At 42.6% G+C, this 22,805-nt stretch carries 16 protein-coding genes; 5 read left to right on the forward strand and 11 right to left on the reverse strand.

The features are described from left to right. Nucleotides 1-3 precede the first annotated feature (3 nt). The 8 genes from PHEP_RS14620 to PHEP_RS14655 form a co-directional block, all read right to left on the reverse strand. Nucleotides 4-1,245, reverse strand: a complete 1,242-nt coding sequence (locus PHEP_RS14620) for an MFS transporter (RefSeq protein ID WP_015808757.1) — start codon at nucleotides 1,243-1,245, stop codon at nucleotides 4-6. Nucleotides 1,246-1,454: 209 nt separating this feature from the next. After that, the gene (locus PHEP_RS14625) at nucleotides 1,455-2,342 is read right to left on the reverse strand and encodes a dienelactone hydrolase family protein (protein WP_015808758.1); all 888 of its coding nucleotides are present in this window, start codon (nucleotides 2,340-2,342) and stop codon (nucleotides 1,455-1,457) included. 58 nt (nucleotides 2,343-2,400) lie between these two features. After that, nucleotides 2,401-3,834, reverse strand: a complete 1,434-nt coding sequence (locus tag PHEP_RS14630) for a TolC family protein (RefSeq protein ID WP_015808759.1) — start codon at nucleotides 3,832-3,834, stop codon at nucleotides 2,401-2,403. Further along, the gene (locus PHEP_RS14635; RefSeq protein WP_015808760.1) at nucleotides 3,827-6,994 is read right to left on the reverse strand and encodes an efflux RND transporter permease subunit; all 3,168 of its coding nucleotides are present in this window, start codon (nucleotides 6,992-6,994) and stop codon (nucleotides 3,827-3,829) included. The genes PHEP_RS14630 and PHEP_RS14635 overlap by 8 nt, the downstream gene beginning before the upstream one ends. A gap of 24 nt (nucleotides 6,995-7,018) precedes the next feature. Beyond that, nucleotides 7,019-8,101, reverse strand: a complete 1,083-nt coding sequence (locus tag PHEP_RS14640; protein ID WP_015808761.1) for an efflux RND transporter periplasmic adaptor subunit — start codon at nucleotides 8,099-8,101, stop codon at nucleotides 7,019-7,021. An 85-nt stretch (nucleotides 8,102-8,186) separates the two neighbouring features. Beyond that, nucleotides 8,187-8,594 (reverse strand): hypothetical protein, encoded by a 408-nt coding sequence (locus tag PHEP_RS14645; RefSeq protein WP_015808762.1) that lies wholly within the window; start codon nucleotides 8,592-8,594, stop codon nucleotides 8,187-8,189. 107 nt (nucleotides 8,595-8,701) lie between these two features. Then, the gene (locus PHEP_RS14650; protein ID WP_036674674.1) at nucleotides 8,702-11,131 is read right to left on the reverse strand and encodes an alkaline phosphatase family protein; all 2,430 of its coding nucleotides are present in this window, start codon (nucleotides 11,129-11,131) and stop codon (nucleotides 8,702-8,704) included. A gap of 10 nt (nucleotides 11,132-11,141) precedes the next feature. Next, complete coding sequence (locus PHEP_RS14655; RefSeq protein WP_015808764.1) at nucleotides 11,142-11,987, reverse strand: metallophosphoesterase family protein; 846 nt, start codon at nucleotides 11,985-11,987, stop codon at nucleotides 11,142-11,144. Nucleotides 11,988-12,233: 246 nt separating this feature from the next. On the opposite strand from PHEP_RS14655, the gene PHEP_RS14660 reads away from it, so the two are divergent. The 3 genes from PHEP_RS14660 (at nucleotide 12,234) to map (ending at nucleotide 15,387) form a co-directional block, all read left to right on the forward strand. Further along, the gene (locus PHEP_RS14660; RefSeq protein ID WP_015808765.1) at nucleotides 12,234-13,454 is read left to right on the forward strand and encodes a dicarboxylate/amino acid:cation symporter; all 1,221 of its coding nucleotides are present in this window, start codon (nucleotides 12,234-12,236) and stop codon (nucleotides 13,452-13,454) included. 155 nt (nucleotides 13,455-13,609) lie between these two features. Further along, complete coding sequence (locus tag PHEP_RS14665) at nucleotides 13,610-14,593, forward strand: c-type cytochrome (protein WP_015808766.1); 984 nt, start codon at nucleotides 13,610-13,612, stop codon at nucleotides 14,591-14,593. A 29-nt stretch (nucleotides 14,594-14,622) separates the two neighbouring features. After that, nucleotides 14,623-15,387, forward strand: coding sequence for a type I methionyl aminopeptidase (gene map / locus PHEP_RS14670; RefSeq protein WP_015808767.1), 765 nt, complete (start codon nucleotides 14,623-14,625; stop codon nucleotides 15,385-15,387). A gap of 30 nt (nucleotides 15,388-15,417) precedes the next feature. Here map and PHEP_RS14675 read toward each other — a convergent pair whose 3' ends face one another. Next, nucleotides 15,418-15,723, reverse strand: coding sequence for a hypothetical protein (locus PHEP_RS14675; RefSeq protein WP_015808768.1), 306 nt, complete (start codon nucleotides 15,721-15,723; stop codon nucleotides 15,418-15,420). Between the two features lie 159 nt (nucleotides 15,724-15,882). Between PHEP_RS14675 and PHEP_RS14680 the strand changes: the two genes are divergently transcribed. Next, on the forward strand, nucleotides 15,883-17,820 hold the full coding sequence (locus PHEP_RS14680; protein ID WP_015808769.1) for a tetratricopeptide repeat-containing sensor histidine kinase: 1,938 nt from the start codon (nucleotides 15,883-15,885) through the stop codon (nucleotides 17,818-17,820). 3 nt (nucleotides 17,821-17,823) lie between these two features. After that, nucleotides 17,824-18,444: a response regulator gene (locus PHEP_RS14685; RefSeq protein ID WP_015808770.1), complete on the forward strand. Its 621-nt coding sequence runs from the start codon at nucleotides 17,824-17,826 to the stop codon at nucleotides 18,442-18,444. A gap of 28 nt (nucleotides 18,445-18,472) precedes the next feature. On the opposite strand, the gene PHEP_RS14690 is transcribed toward PHEP_RS14685, so the two are convergent. Both PHEP_RS14690 and PHEP_RS14695 read right to left on the reverse strand, forming a co-directional pair. Continuing rightward, nucleotides 18,473-21,166 (reverse strand): TonB-dependent receptor, encoded by a 2,694-nt coding sequence (locus tag PHEP_RS14690; RefSeq protein ID WP_015808771.1) that lies wholly within the window; start codon nucleotides 21,164-21,166, stop codon nucleotides 18,473-18,475. A gap of 323 nt (nucleotides 21,167-21,489) precedes the next feature. Further along, nucleotides 21,490-22,791, reverse strand: a complete 1,302-nt coding sequence (locus tag PHEP_RS14695) for a hypothetical protein (protein WP_015808772.1) — start codon at nucleotides 22,789-22,791, stop codon at nucleotides 21,490-21,492. Between the last annotated feature and the right edge of the window lie 14 nt (nucleotides 22,792-22,805).

Consider the following 22,805-nt stretch of genomic DNA (forward strand, 5'->3'; position numbering starts at 1 on the left):
TGATTAATCCTCTACAAAATCGAGGTCTTTATGATGGGTCTCGGGAATGGTCCTGATACAGTAGAAGCCTATACCAAAGCATAGCAGTCCGACTACCGCTGCAGCATTGAGTGCCAGCAGGCCCGGTTTTAAAGCTGCATATAAAGTGGTCATCAATACCACTGTACCCCTTACCATATTCGGTATGGTTGTGGCGGCAGTTGCCCTTACATTGGTGCCAAACTGTTCTGCCCCTATGGTTACAAACATGGCCCAGTAGCCGATTCCAAAACCTATCCAAAGGCACATTGCATAAAGCCCAGTAGCGGTATGGATTCCTCCATACAGGTATATGATACTGCCAATTGCAGTAAAAGTCATTAAATAAGTAACGGCCCTGATCCTCGATTGGAGCCAGTAACTCAGCAAGCCGCTCACCAGATCGCCGGCCGATAAGCCTACATAGCACCACATTACCGCCAGTCCGGGTTTTATGGCTTCTGTAATGCCCAGCGCTTTGCCAAACTCGTTGCTGAACGTGGCCAGTATCCCGATGACATACCAGGTGGGCAGACCTATTCCGATACATTTAAGGTACAGCAGCAAGCGACTCTTTTTGGTAAAAAAAGAAAGAAAATTACCTTTGGCCACATGGTGTTTTTCTTTCATGGCATGGAACATCCCCGATTCAAATACACCTATTCTTAAAAACAACAATAAAATACCCATACCCCCACCAATAAAATAAGCATTCCTCCAGCTAAACAGCTCTACTGTAAAATAGCCAACCACAGCACCAAGCAGGCCTACTCCTGCCACTACCGAAGTGCCTATTGCCCTTAATTTTTTGGGCAGACTTTCCGATACCAGGGTAATCCCTGCCCCCAGCTCACCGGCCAGACCAATACCCGCAATAAAGCGCAATACTTTGTAAATGGTTACATCGTGTACAAAACCGCAGGCGAAGTTTGCAATAGAATAGGTAATGATAGAGCCAAAAAGCACCGACAGACGCCCTTTTTTATCTCCCAGAATGCCCCATAGTATCCCACCTAGCAATAAGCCGGTCATTTGCCAGTTCAAAATACTTGCCCCCTCAATGGATACCGCCGCCTCATCAAGTCCCAGTTCGGTTAAACTGGGAATCCTTACGATCCCAAATAAAAGCAGGTCGTATATATCTACAAAATAGCCCAAAGAAGCTACAATAACAGGGGCACTGAACAGGTAAGCTGCTGCACTTTTCTCTTTTGTGAGGTTGGTCATGTGGTGGTTTATATTTGGTTTAGTTTATTATCAGGCTAAGATATTTATTTTTATAAATAACTATAAGATTCATCTTAAAATTATTTTATAATTAAAACTGCCGGGTTTTTATGCAGTGCCTACCTGCCAGGTATTTCCTGCAATTGCACAATTTTATTCCAGTCAATATCCCTTTGGGCGGCAATGGGCCACCCAAAGGGATAAGGCCCTTATTTTAACTTCTTTTTAAAAAAATCAATGCTGCGTTGCCAGGCCAGTTCTGCCGCAGCTTTGTCAAAGCGCGGAGTTGTATCGTTATGAAAGCCGTGGTTAACATCAGGATAAATATAAGCAGTATATTCTTTTTTATTTTCCTTTAAAGCAGCCTCATAGGCCGGCCAGCCCTTGTTGACATTGGTATCCAGGCCGGCATAATGCAAGAGCAACGGGGCTTTTATTTTTGGCACATCCTCATTTGCAGGTTGCCCCCCGTAAAATGGTACTGCAGCGGCCAGTTCCGGAATCCGCACCGCCATCATGTTCGAGATCCAGCCGCCAAAACAAAACCCTACCACCCCTACTTTACCATTGCAGTCCTTCTGGTTTTTGAGGTAATAATACGCTGCTATAAAATCTTCAAGCATTTCCTCCTTACTGCGTTTGCTTTGCAGCTCACGGCCTGCATCATCGTTACCAGGATAACCACCCAGCGGGCTCAGGGCATCTGGGGCAAGGGAAATAAATCCGGCCAGTGCTGCCCTCCGGGCTACGTCCTCAATATAAGGGTTTAAACCCCTGTTCTCATGCACCACTACAATACCACCCAGCTTCTGTTTTTCGGCAACAGGCTTACACCATAAGGCTTTGATGGTACCCCCACCTTTTTCAGACTGGTAATTGATGTATTTGGATACCAATCGCGGATCATCCGGCTGAATCTGAACACCTCCCTTGTAATCGGGCATGAGAAAGCTCATCAATGAGGTTACCGTAAGCCCTCCTACCGCGTACACGCTCAGCTTTTGCATAAAATCACGACGGTTAACCCTGTTATGGGCGTAATCGTCATAAAGGTCAAACACACCTTGCTGGATATCTTCTTTCCTGATTTCTTTCATAGCTTTATTTTTAATTTCACCGTTACAGGCTATCTGCCTGCGAATTAAATATACGGTTTTATTTCCAGCCTCCACCGAGGTCCCTATAGATATTGGTGACAGCATTGAGCTGTCCCTTTTTGGTTTCTATCAGTTCCAGTTTGGCTGCCAGCGCATCTCTTTGGGTCATTAAAACTTCCAGATAATCGGCACGTGCCGACTTAAACAGATCATTGGAAATATCTATTGAGCTGCTGAGTGCCTTTACTTCTTTCGATTTCAGGTCGTAACTTTTTTCCAGGTTACTGATTTTCGACAATTGGGCAGAAACCTCCAGATATGCATTTAGAATGGTCCGTTCATAATTGTACATGGCCTGAAGCTGGCGCGCATTGGCATTGTAAAACTCTGCCTTGATGCCCTTTCTGTTGATGAGTGGACCGGCAAGATCTCCGGCAAGCGAATAAAGCACTGATTCCGGAAATTTAACCAGGTAAGATGGCTTAAATGCCTGAAAGCCTAAAGCAGCAGAAATGCCGAAAGAAGGATAAAATTCGGCCCTTGCAACTTTAACATCCAGTTTGGCTGCAGCCAGCTCCAGTTCAGCCTTTTTGACATCAGGCCGGTTGGCCAGTAACTGGGACGGGATACCGGTACTTACTGCTGTCGGCATCAGGGTTAAAAAGCTGTTTTTATCCCTCTGTATGGGTTGCGGATACCTGCCCAGTAAAAAGTTGATCCTGTTCTCCGTTTCTGTGATCTTCTGAAGGATATCAAACTCCAGTCCCTGGGAATTCAGTACTTCTGCTTTAAATTTCTGGACTGCCAGCTCTGTTACCCGGGTTGCCTCTTTTTGAATCTTTACAATTTCCAGGGCATTTTTTTGCAGTTCGATATTTTGTTTAACAATCTCCAGCTGATTGTCGAGGGCCAGCAGCTCATAGTAAGAATTGGCCACTTCAGCAATCAGGTTGCTCAGCACAAAATTTTTACCTTCTATGGTCGACAAATACCGGCTGACCGCTGCTTTTTTTGCATTGTGCAGTTTTTTCCAGATGTCGGCCTCCCAATTGGCAGTCAGCACTGCCGTATAATCCATCAGCGGATCGGGCATTTCTTTTCCAGGAGCTATTTCTGTGCTGGCATCACCGGCACCCTGACTGGTATATCTTCCAACTTTTTCAATACCGGCACCAATTTTTCCATTTACCGCAGGCAACAGTTGCCCTTGTCTGCTCCTGATGTCATTTTTTGCAATCTCAATTTCCTGCAAAGTGATCAGCAGTTCCTGATTGCGCATCAATGCAGTATCTATCAGGTGCTGTAAGTCCTTATCCGTAAAAAAGTTCCGCCACGCGGCAGTGGCTACATTAACGGTATCCAGACTGTTACCATAAGATACCGGTACCGACCTGTTTTCGGCCCGCTGTGTGACGGCCGGAAGCTTACAGCTTGCAGCAGCCAGGCAAATGCCCAGCACTGCGATATATTTATATCTACCAAGTTTATACATTGTGATCAATTTCTTCGGTTAAAGGGTTTTCTTCTTCGTTTTTAACAAGCAGGTGTTTTTCGGATATTTTACCGAATATGTAATACAGCCCGGGTATAATGATTACGCCGAATACCGTTCCGAAAAGCATACCTCCGGCAGCGGCAGAACCGATTGTCCGGTTACCTGTTGCCCCCGGGCCCGAGGCAAAAACCAGTGGGATCAGTCCCGCTATAAATGCAAAAGAGGTCATCAGGATCGGGCGGAACCTAACCGATGCCCCCTCGATTGCCGCTTTGAGTACGGAGCTGCCAGCCCTGTGTTTCTGAACAGCAAATTCGATGATCAGTACAGCATTCTTGCCCAGCAAACCAATGAGCATCACCATGGCTACCTGCGCATAGATGTTGTTCTCCAGCCCAAATAATTTGAGCAACAGGAATGCACCAAAAATTCCTGCCGGAAGGGAAAGAATTACCGGAAAAGGCAAAATAAAACTTTCATACTGGGCAGCAAGCAACATATATACAAATACCAGACAGATGAGGAAGATGTAAACGGCCTGGTTTCCGCGACCCACCTCGTCTTTGGAGATACCTGCCCAGTCGATACCAAAGCCTCTTGGCAAACTGGTTTTTGCCACTTCATTTACCGCATCAATGGCTGCTCCACTGCTGTATCCGGCTGCAGCCGATCCACTGATCTCTGAGGCATTGTACATGTTGTGCCTGGTGATCTCTGATAAGCCATACACCTTTTCAATTTTCATGAAAGCGGAAAAAGGTACCATCTCCTCATGGTCGTTCTTTACATACAGCTTCAGCACATCTTCTGGTAAGGCCCTGTACTGCGGCAGGGCCTGCACCATTACTTTGTATTGCCGGTCGTATTTGATAAAACTGGTCTCATAGTTACTTCCAATCAGGGTAGAAAGCGTATTCATGGCATTCTCGATGGTCACCCCTTTTTGCTGGGCAATGTCATTGTCAATCCGCAGCATGTACTGCGGAAAGCTGGCGCTGTAAAAGGTGAATACAGACGACAATTCAGGCCGTTTCTCCAGTTCCTTCACAAAATCCCGGCTTACGGTCTCCATCTTTTTATAATCGCCGCTCCCTGCTTTATCCAGCAGGCGCAGCTCAAAACCACCGGCAGCCCCATAACCAGGTACTGCGGGCGGCTGGAAAAATTCTATGGTAGCGCCTGTAATGTCTTTGGATTTTTCTTCCAGCTCATTGATCACTTCCTGAACACCGTGTTTGCGCTCATCCCAGCTTTTCAGATTGATCAGGCAGGTTCCTGAATTGGCACCTGTACCCTCTGTAAGGATCTCATAACCGGCAAGGGAAGAAACCGATTGTACATCTTCCATCCCTTCCGCAATCTTCTGCAGTTTTTCGGCAATCTGGTTTGTCCTTTCCAGTGAAGAGCCGGGAGGGGTCTGGATTACGGCGTAAAACATTCCCTGGTCCTCATTCGGTATGAAGCCGGCAGGCAGTACCTTATTGAGTAAGCCTATCCCTGCACAAAAAGCGAGCAGCATGCAAAAGGTGATTACCCTCCGGTTCACAATTTTGCCCAGCAAGTTCTGGTACCTGCCGGAAACACTGTTAAACCAATTGTTAAAACCATCCAGCATTTTATTCAGCCAGGTTTTCTTTTTTGGTTTCCCATGATTGTTTTTCAGCATCATGGCACACAATGCGGGAGTAAGGGTAAGTGCAACCACTCCCGACAGGATAATGGAAGTTGCCATAGTAATGGAAAACTGCCTGTAGAATATACCAACAGGGCCCGACATAAATGCAACCGGTATAAATACTGCAGCCATTACAAAAGTGATGGCGATGATGGCCCCGCTGATCTCGTGCATAGCCTCTTCGGTAGCTTTGAGTGGCGAAAGATTTTTCTCTTCCATTTTGGCGTGCACGGCCTCAATTACAACTATGGCATTGTCTACCACAATACCAATTGCCAGCACCAGCGCAAATAGGGTAATCAGGTTTAAGGTAATGCCCAGGTATTGCATGAACAGAAAAGTTCCGATCAGGGATACCGGTACCGCAATGGCAGGGATCAGAGTTGAGCGCCAATCGCCCAGAAAAAGAAATACCACCAGCCCTACCAGGATAAAGGCCTCTACCAGGGTATGGATTACCTTTTCAATAGAAGCATCCAGAAATTTGGAAACATCATAGCTGATCTCATAATCCATTCCTTTAGGAAAGGAAGTTGATTTGATCTCTTTCAGTTTGGCCTTGATGTCTTTAATTACCTGACTGGCATTACTTCCATACGATTGTTTTACAGTTATGGCAGCAGAAGGCTTGCCATTCAGGTTGGAATACAGATCGTAATAGGAGCTTCCGAATTCTACATCCGCAACATCTTTCAGGTGCAGCAGCTCTCCTTTGTTGCTGGATCGTAAAATGATGTTTTCGTAACCTTCCTTGGTACTGAACCGTCCGGGATATTTCAATACATATTCAAAGGCCTGCGACCTTTTGCCCGAGCTTTCTCCGGTTTTGCCGGGTGAGGCTTCCAGACTTTGCTCATCGAGCGCTTTCAGTACTTCATCTGCAGAGATTTTATAGGCCAGCATACGGTCGGGCTTTAACCAGATCCTCATGGCATATTCCCTGTTGCCCAGAATATCGGCCACACCAACCCCGTCAACCCTTTTCAGTTCCGACAAAACATTGATATCGGCATAATTGAAAAGAAACTTCTGGTCCATATTGGGGTCTTTGCTGTACAGGTTGATGTACATCAGCATGTTGGACTCTTCACGAGTAATTTTAACACCCTCGCGCACCACCAGTGGCGGCAGCTTATTGATTACCGAGGCCACGCGGTTCTGGATATTTACTGAAGCCTGGTTAGGATCGGTACCCAGGTTAAAGATGACCTGTATGGTAGCCTCTCCGTCATTCCCCGCATCAGAAGCCATGTATTTCATTCCGGGAACACCGTTAATGGCCCGCTCAAGTGGAATGATAACAGATTTGATCATTAATTCGCCATTGGCCCCGGGGTATTCCGCAGTGATGTTCACTTTTGGAGGAGAAATAGAAGGAAATTGTGTTACCGGTAACTGGGTTGCCGCCAAAACCCCCAAAAAGGTAATGATGAGCGATATCACTATAGACAGGACAGGCCTGTGTATGAATTTATTAAACATAAAATTAAATTTAGGGATGGACCACTATTCCGCTCTCAATTGCAGACGGGAAATGACTTCCTTAGGTGCTACAAAATTGTAGACGATCTTATCGTCATCTTTTACCTTCTGGACACCTTCCAGAAGAATCCTGTCATTTTCAGAAAGGCCATTGCCTACCACATACAGATCAGGCATCTGGTTACTGATACTGATGTTCCTTGATTTGACTTTGCCATTTTTATCCACCACAAAAACATATAGTTTATCCTGGATTTCATAAGTTGCCTTCTGTGGTATCACCAGGGCATTTCTGAGCGGGACAGTCATCTGAACCTTGCCCGTTTCGCCATGCTTTAGCAACCTGTCAGGATTCGGAAACCTTGCCCGGAAGGCAATATTTCCGGTTTCATTGTTAAATTCACTTTCTATGGTCTCCACTTCACCTTTGTACTTTAGCGGCTGGCTGTTGGCCAGCACTAAACTTACCTTGCTGTTGCCCCGGTTTCTGGTATTGGTTTCGTAATCCAGGTATTCTGGTTCAGACACATTGAAATAAGCAAACATCTGGCTGTTATCGGACAGGCTGGTAAGCAGCTCACCCTCGTCTACAAGACTGCCCAGCTTTAATGGGATGCGGTCAATTGTCCCATCAAAAGGAGCCCTGATTTCGGTAAACGACAGGTGGAGTCTGGCCAGTGCCGTCTCTGCTTTCGCCTGTTCCAGTTTGGCCTGGGCCATAGCCAGTTCATTTTTTGAGACCACATTCTTATCGGCCAGCAGTTTGGTATTCTGCAGTTCTATTTCTGCAGCCTTGGTTTCGGCCTGGGCTTTCAGCAATTCAGCTTCATACATTTTAGGCATAATTTTGAACAGCAGCTGACCCGCTTTCACAAAATGGCCTTCATCTACATAGATCTGCTGAAGGTATCCTTTTTCCTGTGCCCTGATCTCGATGTTCCGTACAGATTTGATCTGCGAAACATATTCTTTGGTAAATGAGGTATCTATTTTTAAAGGACTGGTAACCGCATATTTGCCGGTCTCTTCCTTTGCTTCTTTTTTTGAGGTACAGCTGATATGGCACAAAACGGCACACAAGCCTGTAAGCATTACAATTCTCTTCATTCGTGTTATTGATTATTAAAATTTGATGGCCGGGAACCATAGCGGTCCCCTTAAGAAATATTTCATACTCCGGAGGTATGACCGATCAAATTCTTAAAACCCTTTGCAGAATATATTTAAAAGAAGAAGTATAAGACAGGTGCTCACAAAACGGCAGGCTGCCGTTTAAGCAGGTACATCTATAAATTAATTCCGCTGAATGGACAGGCCTGATCGCATAGCGTAGCGGTAATACCTGTTTTCTGACAGAGAAGACATCTTCTTCATCGCCTTCATCCTCAACACTGGTAAAGTCCTCCTTCTTTTCGGTCAGGTTATTGTTACTGATTAAAAAGAGGTACCTGCAGGTGTTACCGATCTTTAACTGCTGCTTATCTGTACGCTGAATAGCCGAATGACTGGTACTATGGTGTGGCTTTGCTGCAAAAACGCCATTGCGCCCGCCCAGCAGGAAGAAACAAAGTGACAGAAAAAATACAGCAACAGCTCTCATTTGGGCGCAAAAATAATATCAGTCGTGAGAATTAACGCCTGCCCAATCAATTTAATGGTCAGAATTTTGTAATATTCACGAGCCTTCCTGATACAGACCTGGAAGATTTAATCGTCATCATCTTTCTTTTTCTTTTCTGCAATCACAAATGCACTTCTTCTGGGGGCAGGCATTACAGCATCCTCCCCTTTTACAGATTTCCATACCACCTGGTTCAGTTGCAGGTCGGGCGCCTCATCCTCTTTCGCAAAACTAAAAGTTTCCGAAAGTTCAGCACTTTTATTCAATGCTACATTCCTGGTATCGAGGTTTACCCCTGCCTTCCGGTGATTATAGGGGGTATAATCCGGTGTTGCTGTAAAACAATCGTATAAGGGTATTGCTGCTGCATCATACTGGCTCATTGGTGGCAGTCCAAGTATCAGTTCCATAGTCCGCAAAAACCCACTGGTAGAATACATCGTGCTCACTACCTGGTTCCTTTTGGTATAGGGACTGATGACCAGTGCGGGCGAACGATGTGCATCCACATGGTCGGGTCCGTTCTGGGCATCATCTTCCAGTATAAAAACAGCTGATTCTTTCCAGATCCTGCTGTGCGAGAGGTGTTCAATGAACAATCCCACAGCAAGGTCATTGTCGGCAACAGCAGCCAGGGGCGAAATCTGCCCCCTCTTTTGTCCGCTGGTATGGTCATTAGGGAATTTAATGGTATTAAATTGCGGAACTTCATCTTTTGCAAGCAGCCGGTCAAAATCTTTTATCCAGATGGCACAACGGGTGGTATCTTTTATTTCAAAGTCAAAAGAAGGAAAACCGACACAAAAATGGTCTTTCAAAGCTGCAATAACCGCGGTCTTGCCATTTGCAAATTCGCCGTAGCTCCGGTAACTGACCCCCGCCCTTTTACAGTAATCCCAGATAAAACCATCCCTGGGATAAGTAATTTTCCGGTTTCCGCCGTAATCTCCGGCCCCGCCACGTTTACCATATTGTGTGGGCCAGGTTTTTTCGACATAATCATTCGCATAGGCGCCCATACTCCAGTTATGGCCATCGGCACTCACCTCGGCATCCACATAAAAATTATCCAGCAGTACGTATTCTTCAGCTAAAGCATGGATGTTTGGCGTTACTTTTTCCGGAAAAAGACAAAGCTTAGGATCTCCGTTTCCTTTTTTAACATCTCCCAATACCTGATCATAAGTCCGGTTTTCCTTAATAATATAAAAAACATACTTTATAGGGCTTACATCACCTTTTTTAAAGGGTATAGGATTGGATGCTGATGGTGCCTGCTGCTGCTTATTGAAAGGTGTGTTACTATACACCATTTGTGTATATTCTTTCAGCACCGTTTCTTTCGGATCATCAACAATAGACAAAGTTCCTTTAAACAAGCCACCAATATACTGCAACCTTTTATCCGGAGTGGAGCCTTCATGCAGCTCGCTGTTGTCTACTTTGCTGATGGGTTGCGGGCCTTTAGGATTTGCCATGCTGGTAAAGCCTTTTCCATTTGCTACCCAGATCCTGTTTTTGCAATACTTAACACTCGTTGGGTACCAGCCTGTCGGGATAAAACCCAGGCTTACACTTTCGCCTATTTTAGCAACATTAAATACCGCAAGGCAATTGTTATCGGCATTTGCAATGTAAAGTGTCTGTTCATTGTCTGACAAGGCCAGGGCATTAGTTGTTGAGCCGGTCAGTTGTGTTGGATGTACTGCTGATGAGATCACCTCAACTACTTTTTTTGTCTGCGTATTGATGATGGAAACCGAGTTATCGCCACCATTGGCTACAAACAGATAATCGCCTTTTTTATTCAGCAACAGCTCATTAGGCGCATATTGCGTAGCAATGCTATCCGTAATCTGCCCCAGCTTTGTATCCAGCAGGACTACCTTATTGGCTCCCCAAAGTGAAATGTATAAAATCTTCCGGTCGGGCGAAAGGATACAGGAATAAGCTTCTGAGCCTAAAGCAACTTTTTTAAGTGTTTTTCTGGTAGTCAGGTCAACGATATAAAGACTATTGTCTTCCTTGGTAACTACATACAAAACCTGGTTCAGGTCATCAAGGGCAAGTCCGGCCGGACTGATCTTTACCGGCCAGGCTTTTCCCAGCCTGATGGTATCAGGTTCAAGCAGTTTACCCTTTTCAACCGGATAAACCAGGATGATATTGTCATTGCCCCCCGAAACATAGAGCTTATTATCCTTTTCATTAAACTGCAGGCCATACCAGGATTTCCCAATCTCTTTTTCGTCGGTAATACGTTCCGTTTTAACATCTATCAGCTGGATAGTTTGCTTACTTTGGCCATTATTGGTCACCGCAATCTTCTTTTTATCGTGGGAAAGCTGGATGTTCAGGGGCAGGTCTCCTAAAGGTAGCGACCTGCCAACCGGACTTAAGGACCAGCCATTGGGCAAAAGTACCCGACTGCTGCCATGAACTTTTCCGGGTAACTGTGCGAAAATTAAATTACTGGATGCGCTGATCAGCAGCAACAGGATACATAATTTCTTCATGATGATTACACTAAAATTTAGTTTCATTGAGTAAGGGAGTTCCGCTTGCATTTACCTGATAAGTGGTTACCTTATCATCCTCGTCAACTTCTACTATCCGATAACCACGATAAGCCGTTCCCCAGTTACCACCTATGTGGGCATCAAAAAAATGCGGTAATTTATTGGTATAAAAAACTGCATCCAGGCTATGGTCATGACCATGAAAAACAGCTTTAACGTTGGGATAGCTATGTAACAGTTTAATGGTGTCCGGACAATCTACAAAAGGACTTTCCGGCACCCAGAAATGGGGAGGAATATGTAACACCACAAACACAGTTTTAAGTCCTTTAAACTTCTCCAGTTCCTGCTTTAAAAAAGAATTGTCGGGACAAAGATATTTACCTTTAGTGTCTGAGGTATTCGCAAACACCAGCCCTACCTCATTTTTTTGAATTGAAAAATTATCTGCATAGCCGAATACAGACTTCCAGATCGCAGCATCGGCGTGATCGTGGTTGCCCGGAACTGCGTAAAAGGGAACATGAAGCTGATCGTAATGTTCTTTTTTAACCACTGCCAACAATTCAGGCCTGTCGTGCACCAGGTCACCGTTAATGACCACAAAATTAAGCGGCATCTTTGCATGGGCTTCATTCAGCCAGCCTACCATATTTTCGTGGTCTTTTTTATAGGCTGTGCCCGGCTGCCCATAATGCCCGTCTGAAGCAATGGCAAAACGCAACTTCAATTTCCTGTCTGCTTTGTCCATATGCTGCTGATGAACAGCAGCAAGTGCAGAAACCGATGGGGAAAGCCCCGCCAGCAGCATTCCTGCCATACTGCCTTTAATAAAACCTCTCCTGTCTGACATGGTATATTTTGTAATTAATGTTTTAATAGCAGCCCCAATATTAAGGTTACAAGATAAGAACAAAATCACTTGTACATTATCATTAAGTTAATATACGGCAATTCTTTTCGTCTTTGTTCTTTCCCGAAAAAAACCATTGAATTTCCTTCAATTTTATTTAACATCATTGTCATGAATTAATATTTAATATATTTAAAAAACCAAGCACAAGCCTCCCTGAAAGGGCAAAAGTTTAGAACTCAAATAATGAAAGGATTTGTAAAAAATTATAGCGGCATTATATGGTTGCTCACAGGAATTGCTTTAGGCAGTATTGCCGGATTAATATTCGGTAAAAAAGTAGAGGTATTAAAGCCAATAGGCGATATATTTCTAAACCTCTTATTTACCGCTGTCATCCCCCTGGTCTTCTTCGCCATTTCTTCTGCTATAGCCAATATCAAACCTTCAGATAAACTGAGCAGAATGATGGGGTTTACCGCAATCGTATTTCTTGCCACGGTACTCATATCTGCCATACTGACCATTGTTGCCGTTAAAATATTCCCTATCCATGAAGCATTGGGCAATGCTCAGCTCAGCGAAAAAATAGAAGACAGCCCCTTTGCCGAGCAACTTACAAAATTATTTACCACAACAGAGTTTTACGAACTGCTGTCACGCAAAAGCATGCTGGCGATGATCATCTTTTCCATCATGATAGGCTTTGCCGCATTAAAAGCCGGAAAGGCCGCAGATCAGTTTGTTGGTTTCCTGCATTCCGGCAACGAAGTGTTTAAAGGGGTATTTATCCTGATCATGAAAGCAGGCCCTATAGGTCTGGGTGCTTATTTTGCCTACCAGGTTGGTGTCTTCGGTCCACAATTGTTTGGCACCTATGCCAAGTCTTTGGGCCTGTACTATGGCTTTGGGGCTTTTTATTTCGTGGTCATGTTCAGTGTATACGCCTTTGTAGCGGGCGGCATCAAAGGCATCAGAAGGTACTGGAAAAATAACCTTATTCCTTCTGCAACGGCAGTAGGCACCTGCAGCAGTATTGCTGTTATACCTTCCAACCTGGATGCCGCAAAAAAAATGGGCATCCCTGAATACATCGCCAATGTAACCATTCCCCTTGGCGCAACCCTGCATAAAGATGGCTCCAGCATCTCCTCTATTGTTAAAATGGCGGTTGTTTTTGCCTTATTTGGTAAAGGCTTTGATACGGCCGATGCCATTGTGCTTGCACTGGGTATGACAGTGCTGGTAAGTGTGGTAGAAGGCGGTATCCCAAATGGTGGTTATGTAGGCGAACTGCTGTTCATCTCGGCCTACGGACTACCGATTGAGGCCCTCCCTCCTGCAATGATCATTGGCACATTGGTTGATCCCATGGCTACCCTGCTCAATGCTACCGGCGATACGGTTGCTTCTATGGTGGTAACCAGGTTTACCGAAGGCCGGCAATGGATAGACAAGGCAATATAATTGCCCGCAACACCAACAAACTTAACCATTAGTCGACGAAATTAATGTTTCCGTCTACACTATTGCATGATTGTGAATAATCCTTGCCACTTTTGAACTTTAAACTTAAATTTAAATTTAAAAGCAATAAGAAACTACCAAATTAAACACATTTAATGAAAATTTTAAAAATATTAGGGCTAATTGTCCTTTTTGTGATTGTTATTGCCACTGCTGCAGGCTTCTATGTAAATGTTGCCCTACCCGATACCGGAAAGGCACCAGCAGTAAAAATTGAAGTGACCCCTGAGCGGTTGGAAAGGGGCCGTTACCTGGCCAATCATGTTACAGCCTGTATGGACTGTCACAGCAGCCGCAACTGGAGTTTATTTTCGGGTCCTCCGGTTGCCGGTACTATAGGTCAGGGTGGCGAAGTTTTCGATGAAAACATGGGTTTCCCCGGCAAAATTTACGCGGCCAACATTACCCCGCATGCCCTGGGTAGCTGGACTGACGGGGAAATATTAAAAGCAGTAACCACCGGTGTAAATAAAGACGGAAAAGCTTTGTTCCCATTAATGGGTTACAGCCGCTTCGGAAAAATGGACAGAGAAGATATTTATAGCATTATTGCTTACATCCGCAGTCTGCAACCTATAAAAAGCCAGGTACCAAATACAGAACTAAATTTTCCGGTAAGCCTGATCAATAAAACATTACCAAAAGCGGCCGACTTTCAAAAAAAGCCTGATGCAAGCGATAGCCTGAAATATGGCGCTTACCTGGTAAATGCCGCTGGTTGTGTAGATTGCCATAGTAAAATGGATAAAGGCAATATTGTACCTGGTTCTGAATTTGGGGGTGGTATGGAATTTATACAGCCTGCAGGAATTATGCGCTCGCCAAACATTACCATGCATAAGGTAAATGGTTTGGGCAACTGGAGCAAAACCATGTTTGTACAAAGATTTAAAATGTATGCAGACAGTACCGTTAAACTGCCAGGCATGGGCAGGAACGAACTCAATACCCCAATGCCATGGACCATGTATGCCGGAATGACACAGCAGGACCTGGCTGCCATTTATACTTATCTGAATAGCTTAAAACCACTTGACAATAAGGTTGAAGTAAGGGAAATTAAAGGACAACCGCTTTAAAATACTTATATTTGTGCAAAAAGAATACCATGTCAATCACATCGCAGGAAGAATTATTTGGAATGAAACAGGTAAGCAATGCTGTTGCAGAAACATTAAAGCAAATGCGGGAGTACGCCGCACCAGGCATGTCGGCCCAGGAGCTGGACGACTTTGGCGGTAATATCCTGAATCAGCTGGGTGCCAAATCTGCCCCCAGGCTAACCTATGGTTTTCCGGGCTGGACCTGCATCAGTGTAAACAATGAGGTGGCGCATGGTATTCCAACCAAGGCTAAGATTTTGAATGAAGGGGACCTGATCAATATTGATGTCTCGGCAGAACTAAACGGTTTTTGGGCAGATAATGGCGGCTCATTTATACTTGGTCGTGATTTAAATAAGCTACAACCCCTGGTTGATGTGTCCAAACAAATTTTGAAAAAAGCAATTGCTCAGATTAAGGGCGGTGTAAGAATTGCAGATATTGGTAAATTGATAGAAATGCAGGCCAAACAAGCAGGTTACAAAGTGATCAAGAACCTTGCAGGGCATGGTGTAGGAAGAAGCCTGCATGAAGAACCTCATGATATATTGAACTGTTATGACAGGTACAATACCGATCGTTTCAAAAAGAATTCTATAGTAGCGATTGAGACTTTTATTGCTACAGACTCCAGCTATGCAGAACAGCAGGAAGATGGCTGGACCTTGATAGGAAACCGTGGTGGGTATGTAGCCCAGCATGAGCATACCATTATGATCACTAATGGTATGCCCATAATTCTTACTGCTGCAAACGAGATCTGGGGATAATCAGGCATATTGAGCAAGCTTATCAGTTTTTCATGGTTTCCCGGGTTCGACTGGATTTCTGTTTGAATCGGGAACTATAGATGGTAGGGTGTCGGTGTGTTTCTTATTTTTCTTTCTAAATAGATTGGTCAATTTTTCCCCTGCTTTGTTTAATGCTTTATCTGTAACATTGTCTGCGGTTTTATTTACAGCCTTATCTACAACTTTGTCGGTTGAGCGGTCAACTGAATTTTCTGTAGCGGCTTTTGCTTTTGCTTTAAGTTTACTCAAAACCTGTGCTTGTGCTATCCCTCCTGCACCAAGGGTAAGGAAAAGGATAAAAATTACTTTTTTCATAGTTTTATTTTTTTCTAAAAGTAGCCTGGAAATACTTGCAGGTCAATCGTTAAAAAAGATGATTTTTATAGGTATGCATCTAAAAAATCATTAAAAAAGAGGATATAAAACAGGCCAGGTCTGTATTTAATTTGCAGTTAGAAAAATGTAAATTAGGGTATGAGAAAATTAACGTTGCTATTTTTTTCAGTTATAACCTGTTTTGTATGTAATGCTCAGGTTGACAAAGTAGACAGCCTTTTAAAGAAAATTAAAGTGATACAGAATGACACCAATAAGGTAAAACTGTATTATGCACTGGCCGACCAATATCTAAATAGCAATTTAAAAGAGGCAGAAAAATTTTGCCGTAAAGCTGAAGTTTTAAGTAGAAGACTAAATTATAAGCAAGGGATACTGGACTATTATAGCAATTATGCTAATGTACTCTATTTAAATGGGAAATTTGATGATCGACTAGAGTTAGCTTTGGAAGCTGTGGAGTATGCTAAAAAAAATGCCGACTCTACCGAATTTGCCCGTAGCATGCTAAATGCCGGTATTGCATATTCGTTAATCGAAGATTACCAAAGTGCCGTAAATCAAATTGAAAAGGCAAGAGATATATTGATCAGAAACAATCAGCATAAATACAATGGTAATATTTATAATTTACTCCAACTGCTGTATAATTCCATGCATCAGTACAGAAAAGGAGCAAATAATGGCTTGTTAGCTATTGATATTCTTGCAAAATCAAAAGATAAAACATCGCTACAAGAAGCATTAAGCAATCTGGGATTAAATTATATTGAGTTAAAACTGTACGACTCCGCCAAATATTACTTAAACAAGGCTGTGGTTTTGTCAAATGCAAGCGGAAACAAACAAATACAGACAGCAGCAGCACTAAACTTTGCCTTAATTGCACTTCGGTCGCAACAAACAGACAGCATAAAACCCTATGTAACCAAAGCACTTAAACTTTCCAAAGCGAATGATTGGCATGAACAAGAAGGATTAGCACAATACGGACTGGCCTATTATTACCTGCTGAAAAAGAACAATGCGATTGCGCAGTTATACGCCGACTCTGCACTTCGCTTAACTCAACAATACAATATACCAAACTTAAAACAAAAGCTATACCCCTTGCTTTCAAGCTTATACTACGCCCGACAGGAACCGCAGCAGGGTTACTTTTATTATAACAAATCAGAAATGTTTAATGATAGCTTGTTAAATACGGCCATAACAAAACATACCATTTTCACCGAAAAAAAATTTGAAACCTCAAGAAAAGAAGCACAAATAAAATTGCAGCAATCGCAACTACGACAAAAAAACAACCTGATTTATTTCTTATTTGCAGGTGCCCTAGCCTTGCTTTCTATTTCTTTACTTAGCTACCGGAATTACAGGAACAGGCGAAAATTACAACAAGCCAAAATAGATGAATTAGAAACTGAAAAACAACTTATGGCCACTGAAGCGGTGCTAAAAGGCGAAGAGCAGGAACGCACCCGACTAGCCAAAGACCTGCATGATGGGCTTGGCGGGATGTTGAGCGGAATAAAATTTTCATTAAGTAATATGAAGGAGAATATGGTAATGACGCCCGATAATGTTAACGCTTTTGAAAGAAGTATGGATATGCTGGATAGTTCCATTAAGGAAATGCGGCGTGTAGCGCATAATATGATGCCCGAAATTTTATTAAAATACGGCCTTGATACGGCATTAATGGAGTTTTGTACTGAAATTGATCGCAATGGTGTATTACGTGTAAACTATCAATCGGTGGGGGTACATGAGGCAGATATACCGCAAACAATCTCTGTTACCATTTACCGTATTGTACAAGAATTATTAAACAATGCAATTAAACATGCTCATGCAAAAAATATACTGGTTCAACTTCATCAATCCAATCAAGGGAAATTATTAGCTATTACCGTAGAGGATGATGGAAATGGCTTTGATACCGATCTATTAAAAAAATCTGACGGGATGGGCTGGCTGAATATAAAAAACCGTGTGGAGTTTTTAAAAGGCAGAATAGATTTGCAATCTGCCCCTGGCAAGGGCACTTCAGTAATGATAGAAATTAATAGTTAACTGATGACGATGAAAGTAGGCATTTTTGTAGTAGATGATCATTATATGGTGATAGAGGGCATTCGTTCTTTATTGCAAAATGAAAAAACGCTTGATTGGATGGGCCATGCTACCAATGCGGCATCCTGCCTGAGTTTTCTTAAGTTACACGAACCTGATGTGATATTAATGGATGTAAATCTTCCGGATAAAAGTGGAATAGATCTATGTAAGGAAGTTAAACAACTATATCCTTCTGTAGCAGTGCTTGGGCTAAGTACATTTAACCAGCAGGCTATTATCAAAAACATGATAGATAACGGTGCATCAGGCTATGTGTTAAAAAATGCGACCAAAGAAGAACTCCTGGAAGCCATAAATGCCGTTTCAAAAGGCAAAGTATATTATAGTCAGGAAGCTTTTAGTTCATTGCGAATACCGGCACCTGATCAGCTCCTGATTACCCGAAGAGAAAAAGAAGTGCTGTTGTTAATTGCTGAAGGGCTAACCAATGCCGAGATAGCAGAAAAACTTTTCATCAGCATTCCAACGGTAAACACGCATCGCAAAAGCCTGATAGAAAAATTTAATGTAAAAAATACAGCTATGCTAATTGGCAAGGCTATAAAGCTGGGCCTGATTTAATTTCTTTGATCAGTTTTCCCGAAACTGCTTATTTAATCCTGCCATTTTCATTTTCCAATGCGGAACTCCTGCTCCTTGGCCCTTTCGAGTTTCCTGTAGCAAACCTGTAGCTGAAATTTAGTTTTATCTGCCTGGTTTCATAATAACTATAGTTGTGGATAAATAATCCAGCTACACTTTGTGTCGAACTGGCCTTGCTTCCTTTATAAATATCACTAAAAACCAGCCTTAAAGTAGCCTTGTTATCTATAAAACTGCGCTGTAAACCCAGATCCAGCTGGCTTGTTGCCCGGGCAAATTGATTGGCTCCGGCCAAACGTTTTGAATTGTAGAACCCTACTACCTCGGCATTGAAGCGATGTGGTAATTTAAAAGTTTGCTGAAGGTTCAACCTGGCTGCTGTTTGTCTGAGTTTTAGCGTTCTACCTGCCCCAAAGTCGATGTCATTGTAAATTTGGAACAATGCCCCATTAAAAGTTATGTTCCACCACTTGTATGGCACCAGGGTTTGCGTAAGTGTTAAGGCCACGTGTTTTTGTACACCCAGGTTACGGGGAACCATTACAATTCTAGTTTGATCGACAGTGTCTGTAACCTCTACAGAGAAATTGTCAGTATAAGTATAGCTTAACCCTAAAATAGTAGCGCTTTTATATACATATTGAAGCAAAGCCCGATGGCTCAATTGTGGCTGCAAAAAAGGATTTCCCTGCCAATAAGATAGCTCGTCTAATAAGTAAATAAATGGGTTCAGGTTCTGATAAGCAGGGCGGTCAATCCTTCTGGAATAACTGATGGAAAAGGTGTGCGATGCCGATGGTTTTATACTTGCGGAAAAGAAAGGGAATAGATTGGTGTAATTTCTGCGGATTGATTTTGCATTTTCCGAAATAGGGGAAATGACCTCAAGTTTTCCTTCTGAAGCAGAATTTTCTACCCTTAGCCCTGCCTGAAGCTGCCATTTATGCAAATCCCTTTTGTAGTTGAGATAACCACTTGCAATTTCTTCAATATAGACAAATTTGTTTGATCGTGATGGGTCTAGAACCTCACTGTTTGCCTGAACCTCTAAAAATCTGGAATCATTTCCAGCCGACACTGATGAATACTTAGCTCCGGTTTCCAGTTTCCCTTTCCAAAGATTAGTTGTGTAATCTAGTTTCACAGCTTTTAAACCGATATCAATTCCATTTAATGACCGGTACAGATTGTCGCTCAGCACCACATTATTTATTGCGGTATACCTGTTAGATTGCAGATTGCCCGCTCTTTTAGTAAAATCGCCATAATCCGCATCAAAATTGATTATTCTACCTAAAGTATCTTCGTATTTATAGTTTAGGTTCACATTATATCTTTGCGTTTGTTGAGAATAATAATCGTTTATGGCGGTAAGCACCTGATCTACTTCAGTGGTTGCTGCGGCACCAATTTCAGTTCTGGTATCAGTAATCCCTCCTCCAAAAATAAAATTTCCATTTAGCAATACACCCACTGTTTGATTTTTGTCAATGGCAAAATCGGCCCCAAGCCTGGAACCCATTCTATTACGTTTGTCGGTATCATCGGTAAAACTATTGAAGAACTTCCCTTCCTGAAGTCTATCCGCCCCATACAAATAGGAATAGTGGCCTATAAAATGACTGTAGCCTCCATAGAGATTTATTTTGTTTTTTCTGTAGCTTACAGACAAATCCTGGTTACTCCTCAGGTTCAGCCCATAACTGAAACCTGTTGTAAAACCAGCGTTGAAACCTTGAATAACAGATTTCAAAGTTTTGATATTAATGATCCCAGCCGTGCCGGCAGCATCATATTTTGCACTAGGGCTGCTGATGATCTCTATCGATTTGATATCCGATGACGACATCGATCTCAGTACTTCGGCTATCTCTTTGCCGGAGAGGTAGGTCTGTTTTCCATCTATAAGTATCGATGTTCCGGATTTGCCATTAAGCGAAACATTGTTATCCGTTCCTACTGTTACTCCAGGTGCCCTGCCCAACAATTCGAGTCCATTTAACCCATGCGCACTAATGCTTTTCGAAACATTAAATACAATATTCCCTCCATCCACTTCTATTACTTTCTGATCTCCACTAACAGTTACTTCCTTTAGCTGCCTGGCTTTTGGCTTTAGTTTAAACTTTGCAAATTCCTTTAACTGCAATTCATTCCCGGTAAGAGAAAAATTCAGGTTTAGGCCCTCATAACCAAGAGAAGATATTTTTAATGTATACGCTTTGTTGGCCTTAAGTGTATGCCTAAATTGAAAATTGCCATGCTCACCACCAATAGCACCATTTATCTGCATTGCACCATCAAAGAGCCCTATGGTAACGAATGGAACGGCATGGTCTTCGGAATTAACAATGGTACCGGACAACAAGGTGCTTCGTGTATCTAAATCTTCCTTTTTCAAAAGCATGATGCTTCCAATTACGATCATCCTGTCGGAGAGCAGGCGATAAAAAAGCTGTTTTTTTGAAAGGGTGCTATCCAATACTTTGGAAACCGGCAAACGTGATGCATAAATAGAAACAAGCATTGTATCTGAAACTATCTCGTCGCTAAAAACGATGTTGTACCCGCTCTGCAACTGGATTTCCTTAAAAAGCGTTAAAATAGACTTATCTTTTAAATTAAGGGTTATTTTCCGGTCCTGGGCATAAAGCATACTGTAACTGAACAGCAATAATATTGATGGTATTAATTTTTTCATACTTAACCTTTGATCATACCAATTTATTGTTGATTACAAACATTAGCTTATACGTTAAGGACAGCTTTGAATAGGAAACTACTTACTGCATCATAAAAAAAATATTAATTTCCCAAATTATGATAAAGATTGACGGCAGGTTTGGTTTTGGTAGGTAATTCGAACTATTTTGTGGAAGAGTTTACCAGGAAGGTTTTCCAGATCTTTTGATGACTGGCAAGATTGTGCACGCACTTGTTGGGCCAACCCAAAGAATGCAGTTACTAAAATAGCAATGATCAATGTATATATTCGTTTCATGGGTTGAATTTGATGTTAGATAATTATTCCAACATTTTTTTCAATGCACCAATATCAAAATGCTGTTCCCAATTGTTAAACAACCTTGAAGAGTAGCCATAATCTTTAGTGATTTCATACCGAAACTGTACTTCTATCAACAAAGGTTTTGCAGCCTGCCCGTTATTGGAAACAAAATAGGCTGGGTTTAAAACATACAGGGCACTTTTATACTCTCCTTCTGCATCATAAAACCTACCCAAAGCTTCCAAGATTTTATTTGCATCTTTTAGCAATCTATCCTGATCTACCACTGCCGGTTTTTGTAACCATTCCGGTTTTTGTTTGACAAGCAGATCATTCACTTTTGCTTTTTTTGCTTCATATATCTTGGGGTAAGCAAGTTTATCTGCTTCCAAAGCTGCCATTGTTCTTTTTGCAGATTCAGAAGTATTATTTCCTATATTTTTAATTTTTTCCGCGTTGTCGTACTCAAAATTGGCTTTTTCAATTTCAAAATATTCCAGCATATCCTGCAGGTATTGCTTGCGGCTAACGGGGATCAGTAAAGGCACTCCCGGTTTGGTGAGGAAATAACGACGATCTATAAATTGATACGAATTGGGTCCGTGATTATCATACCTGCCGCCCATTTCCCAGTGCTCAACATAGCCATTGCCATTGTTGAGTTTTAAAAAATCGCTATGAAAATCTTTATAGTTATCAGAGCGGGCAACCATCAGCGTTGCTTCTGAAATATATTGTGATACGCGGCTGGGATTGTTGCTTTTGTCTTTTTCAAAGTTGGGGCCCACTTTTGCTTGTACAGGAATTTCGTACATCGGATTCCCATTTTTCATATTGAACTCGCCTGTACCTACAGCATGTACGCCCCCCGGCATTATAGAAGGATTGAACTCAACCCTGAAAACCGTTCTGTATTCATCTACGATTTTGCTGGCGTGTTGGTTAACATTGCAGACAAAAGCATATACACCCATGCTGTACCCATAGCTGGCGTAAACATTTTTGCCGTAATTGCTGCTGCCATGCCTGGCAAAACTTACTCTGGCGGCACATCCCGTCAACTTAAAATCCTTACGGCTGGCTTCTTCCAGTTTTTCTGCTGCGATGAGGTTTTTCATCATCGTAGTTTTTTCGGCGGGCGTGCCTTTTAAACTGAAGCCATATATTGTATTGTTGTGGTCGGTATAAATACCGGGCATAGCGTCAACTTCTGCACGTGAACCACAGGGCGTTAATGGATCAGCTATTTTTTTTATTCCTTGCGAAAAACCTGCAATGCTTCCCAATACTATTACTGAAAAGATCAAAAACTGTTTCATGGTTTGTTGTTTAT

It is taken from the genome of Pedobacter heparinus DSM 2366, assembly GCF_000023825.1.
Classification (GTDB): domain Bacteria; phylum Bacteroidota; class Bacteroidia; order Sphingobacteriales; family Sphingobacteriaceae; genus Pedobacter; species Pedobacter heparinus.

What these genes read in the sequence shown, in the direction of transcription:
- PHEP_RS14620 (WP_015808757.1), bottom strand. Translation starts at nt 1,245, where the DNA reads ATGACCAACCTCACAAAAGAGAAAAGTGCAGCAGCTTACCTGTTCAGT.
- PHEP_RS14625 (WP_015808758.1), bottom strand. Translation starts at nt 2,342, where the DNA reads ATGAAAGAAATCAGGAAAGAAGATATCCAGCAAGGTGTGTTTGACCTT.
- PHEP_RS14630 (WP_015808759.1), bottom strand. Translation starts at nt 3,834, where the DNA reads ATGTATAAACTTGGTAGATATAAATATATCGCAGTGCTGGGCATTTGC.
- PHEP_RS14635 (WP_015808760.1), bottom strand. Translation starts at nt 6,994, where the DNA reads ATGTTTAATAAATTCATACACAGGCCTGTCCTGTCTATAGTGATATCG.
- PHEP_RS14640 (WP_015808761.1), bottom strand. Translation starts at nt 8,101, where the DNA reads ATGAAGAGAATTGTAATGCTTACAGGCTTGTGTGCCGTTTTGTGCCAT.
- PHEP_RS14645 (WP_015808762.1), bottom strand. Translation starts at nt 8,594, where the DNA reads ATGAGAGCTGTTGCTGTATTTTTTCTGTCACTTTGTTTCTTCCTGCTG.
- PHEP_RS14650 (WP_036674674.1), bottom strand. Translation starts at nt 11,131, where the DNA reads ATGAAGAAATTATGTATCCTGTTGCTGCTGATCAGCGCATCCAGTAAT.
- PHEP_RS14655 (WP_015808764.1), bottom strand. Translation starts at nt 11,987, where the DNA reads ATGTCAGACAGGAGAGGTTTTATTAAAGGCAGTATGGCAGGAATGCTG.
- PHEP_RS14660 (WP_015808765.1), top strand. Translation starts at nt 12,234, where the DNA reads ATGAAAGGATTTGTAAAAAATTATAGCGGCATTATATGGTTGCTCACA.
- PHEP_RS14665 (WP_015808766.1), top strand. Translation starts at nt 13,610, where the DNA reads ATGAAAATTTTAAAAATATTAGGGCTAATTGTCCTTTTTGTGATTGTT.
- map (WP_015808767.1), top strand. Translation starts at nt 14,623, where the DNA reads ATGTCAATCACATCGCAGGAAGAATTATTTGGAATGAAACAGGTAAGC.
- PHEP_RS14675 (WP_015808768.1), bottom strand. Translation starts at nt 15,723, where the DNA reads ATGAAAAAAGTAATTTTTATCCTTTTCCTTACCCTTGGTGCAGGAGGG.
- PHEP_RS14680 (WP_015808769.1), top strand. Translation starts at nt 15,883, where the DNA reads ATGAGAAAATTAACGTTGCTATTTTTTTCAGTTATAACCTGTTTTGTA.
- PHEP_RS14685 (WP_015808770.1), top strand. Translation starts at nt 17,824, where the DNA reads ATGACGATGAAAGTAGGCATTTTTGTAGTAGATGATCATTATATGGTG.
- PHEP_RS14690 (WP_015808771.1), bottom strand. Translation starts at nt 21,166, where the DNA reads ATGAAAAAATTAATACCATCAATATTATTGCTGTTCAGTTACAGTATG.
- PHEP_RS14695 (WP_015808772.1), bottom strand. Translation starts at nt 22,791, where the DNA reads ATGAAACAGTTTTTGATCTTTTCAGTAATAGTATTGGGAAGCATTGCA.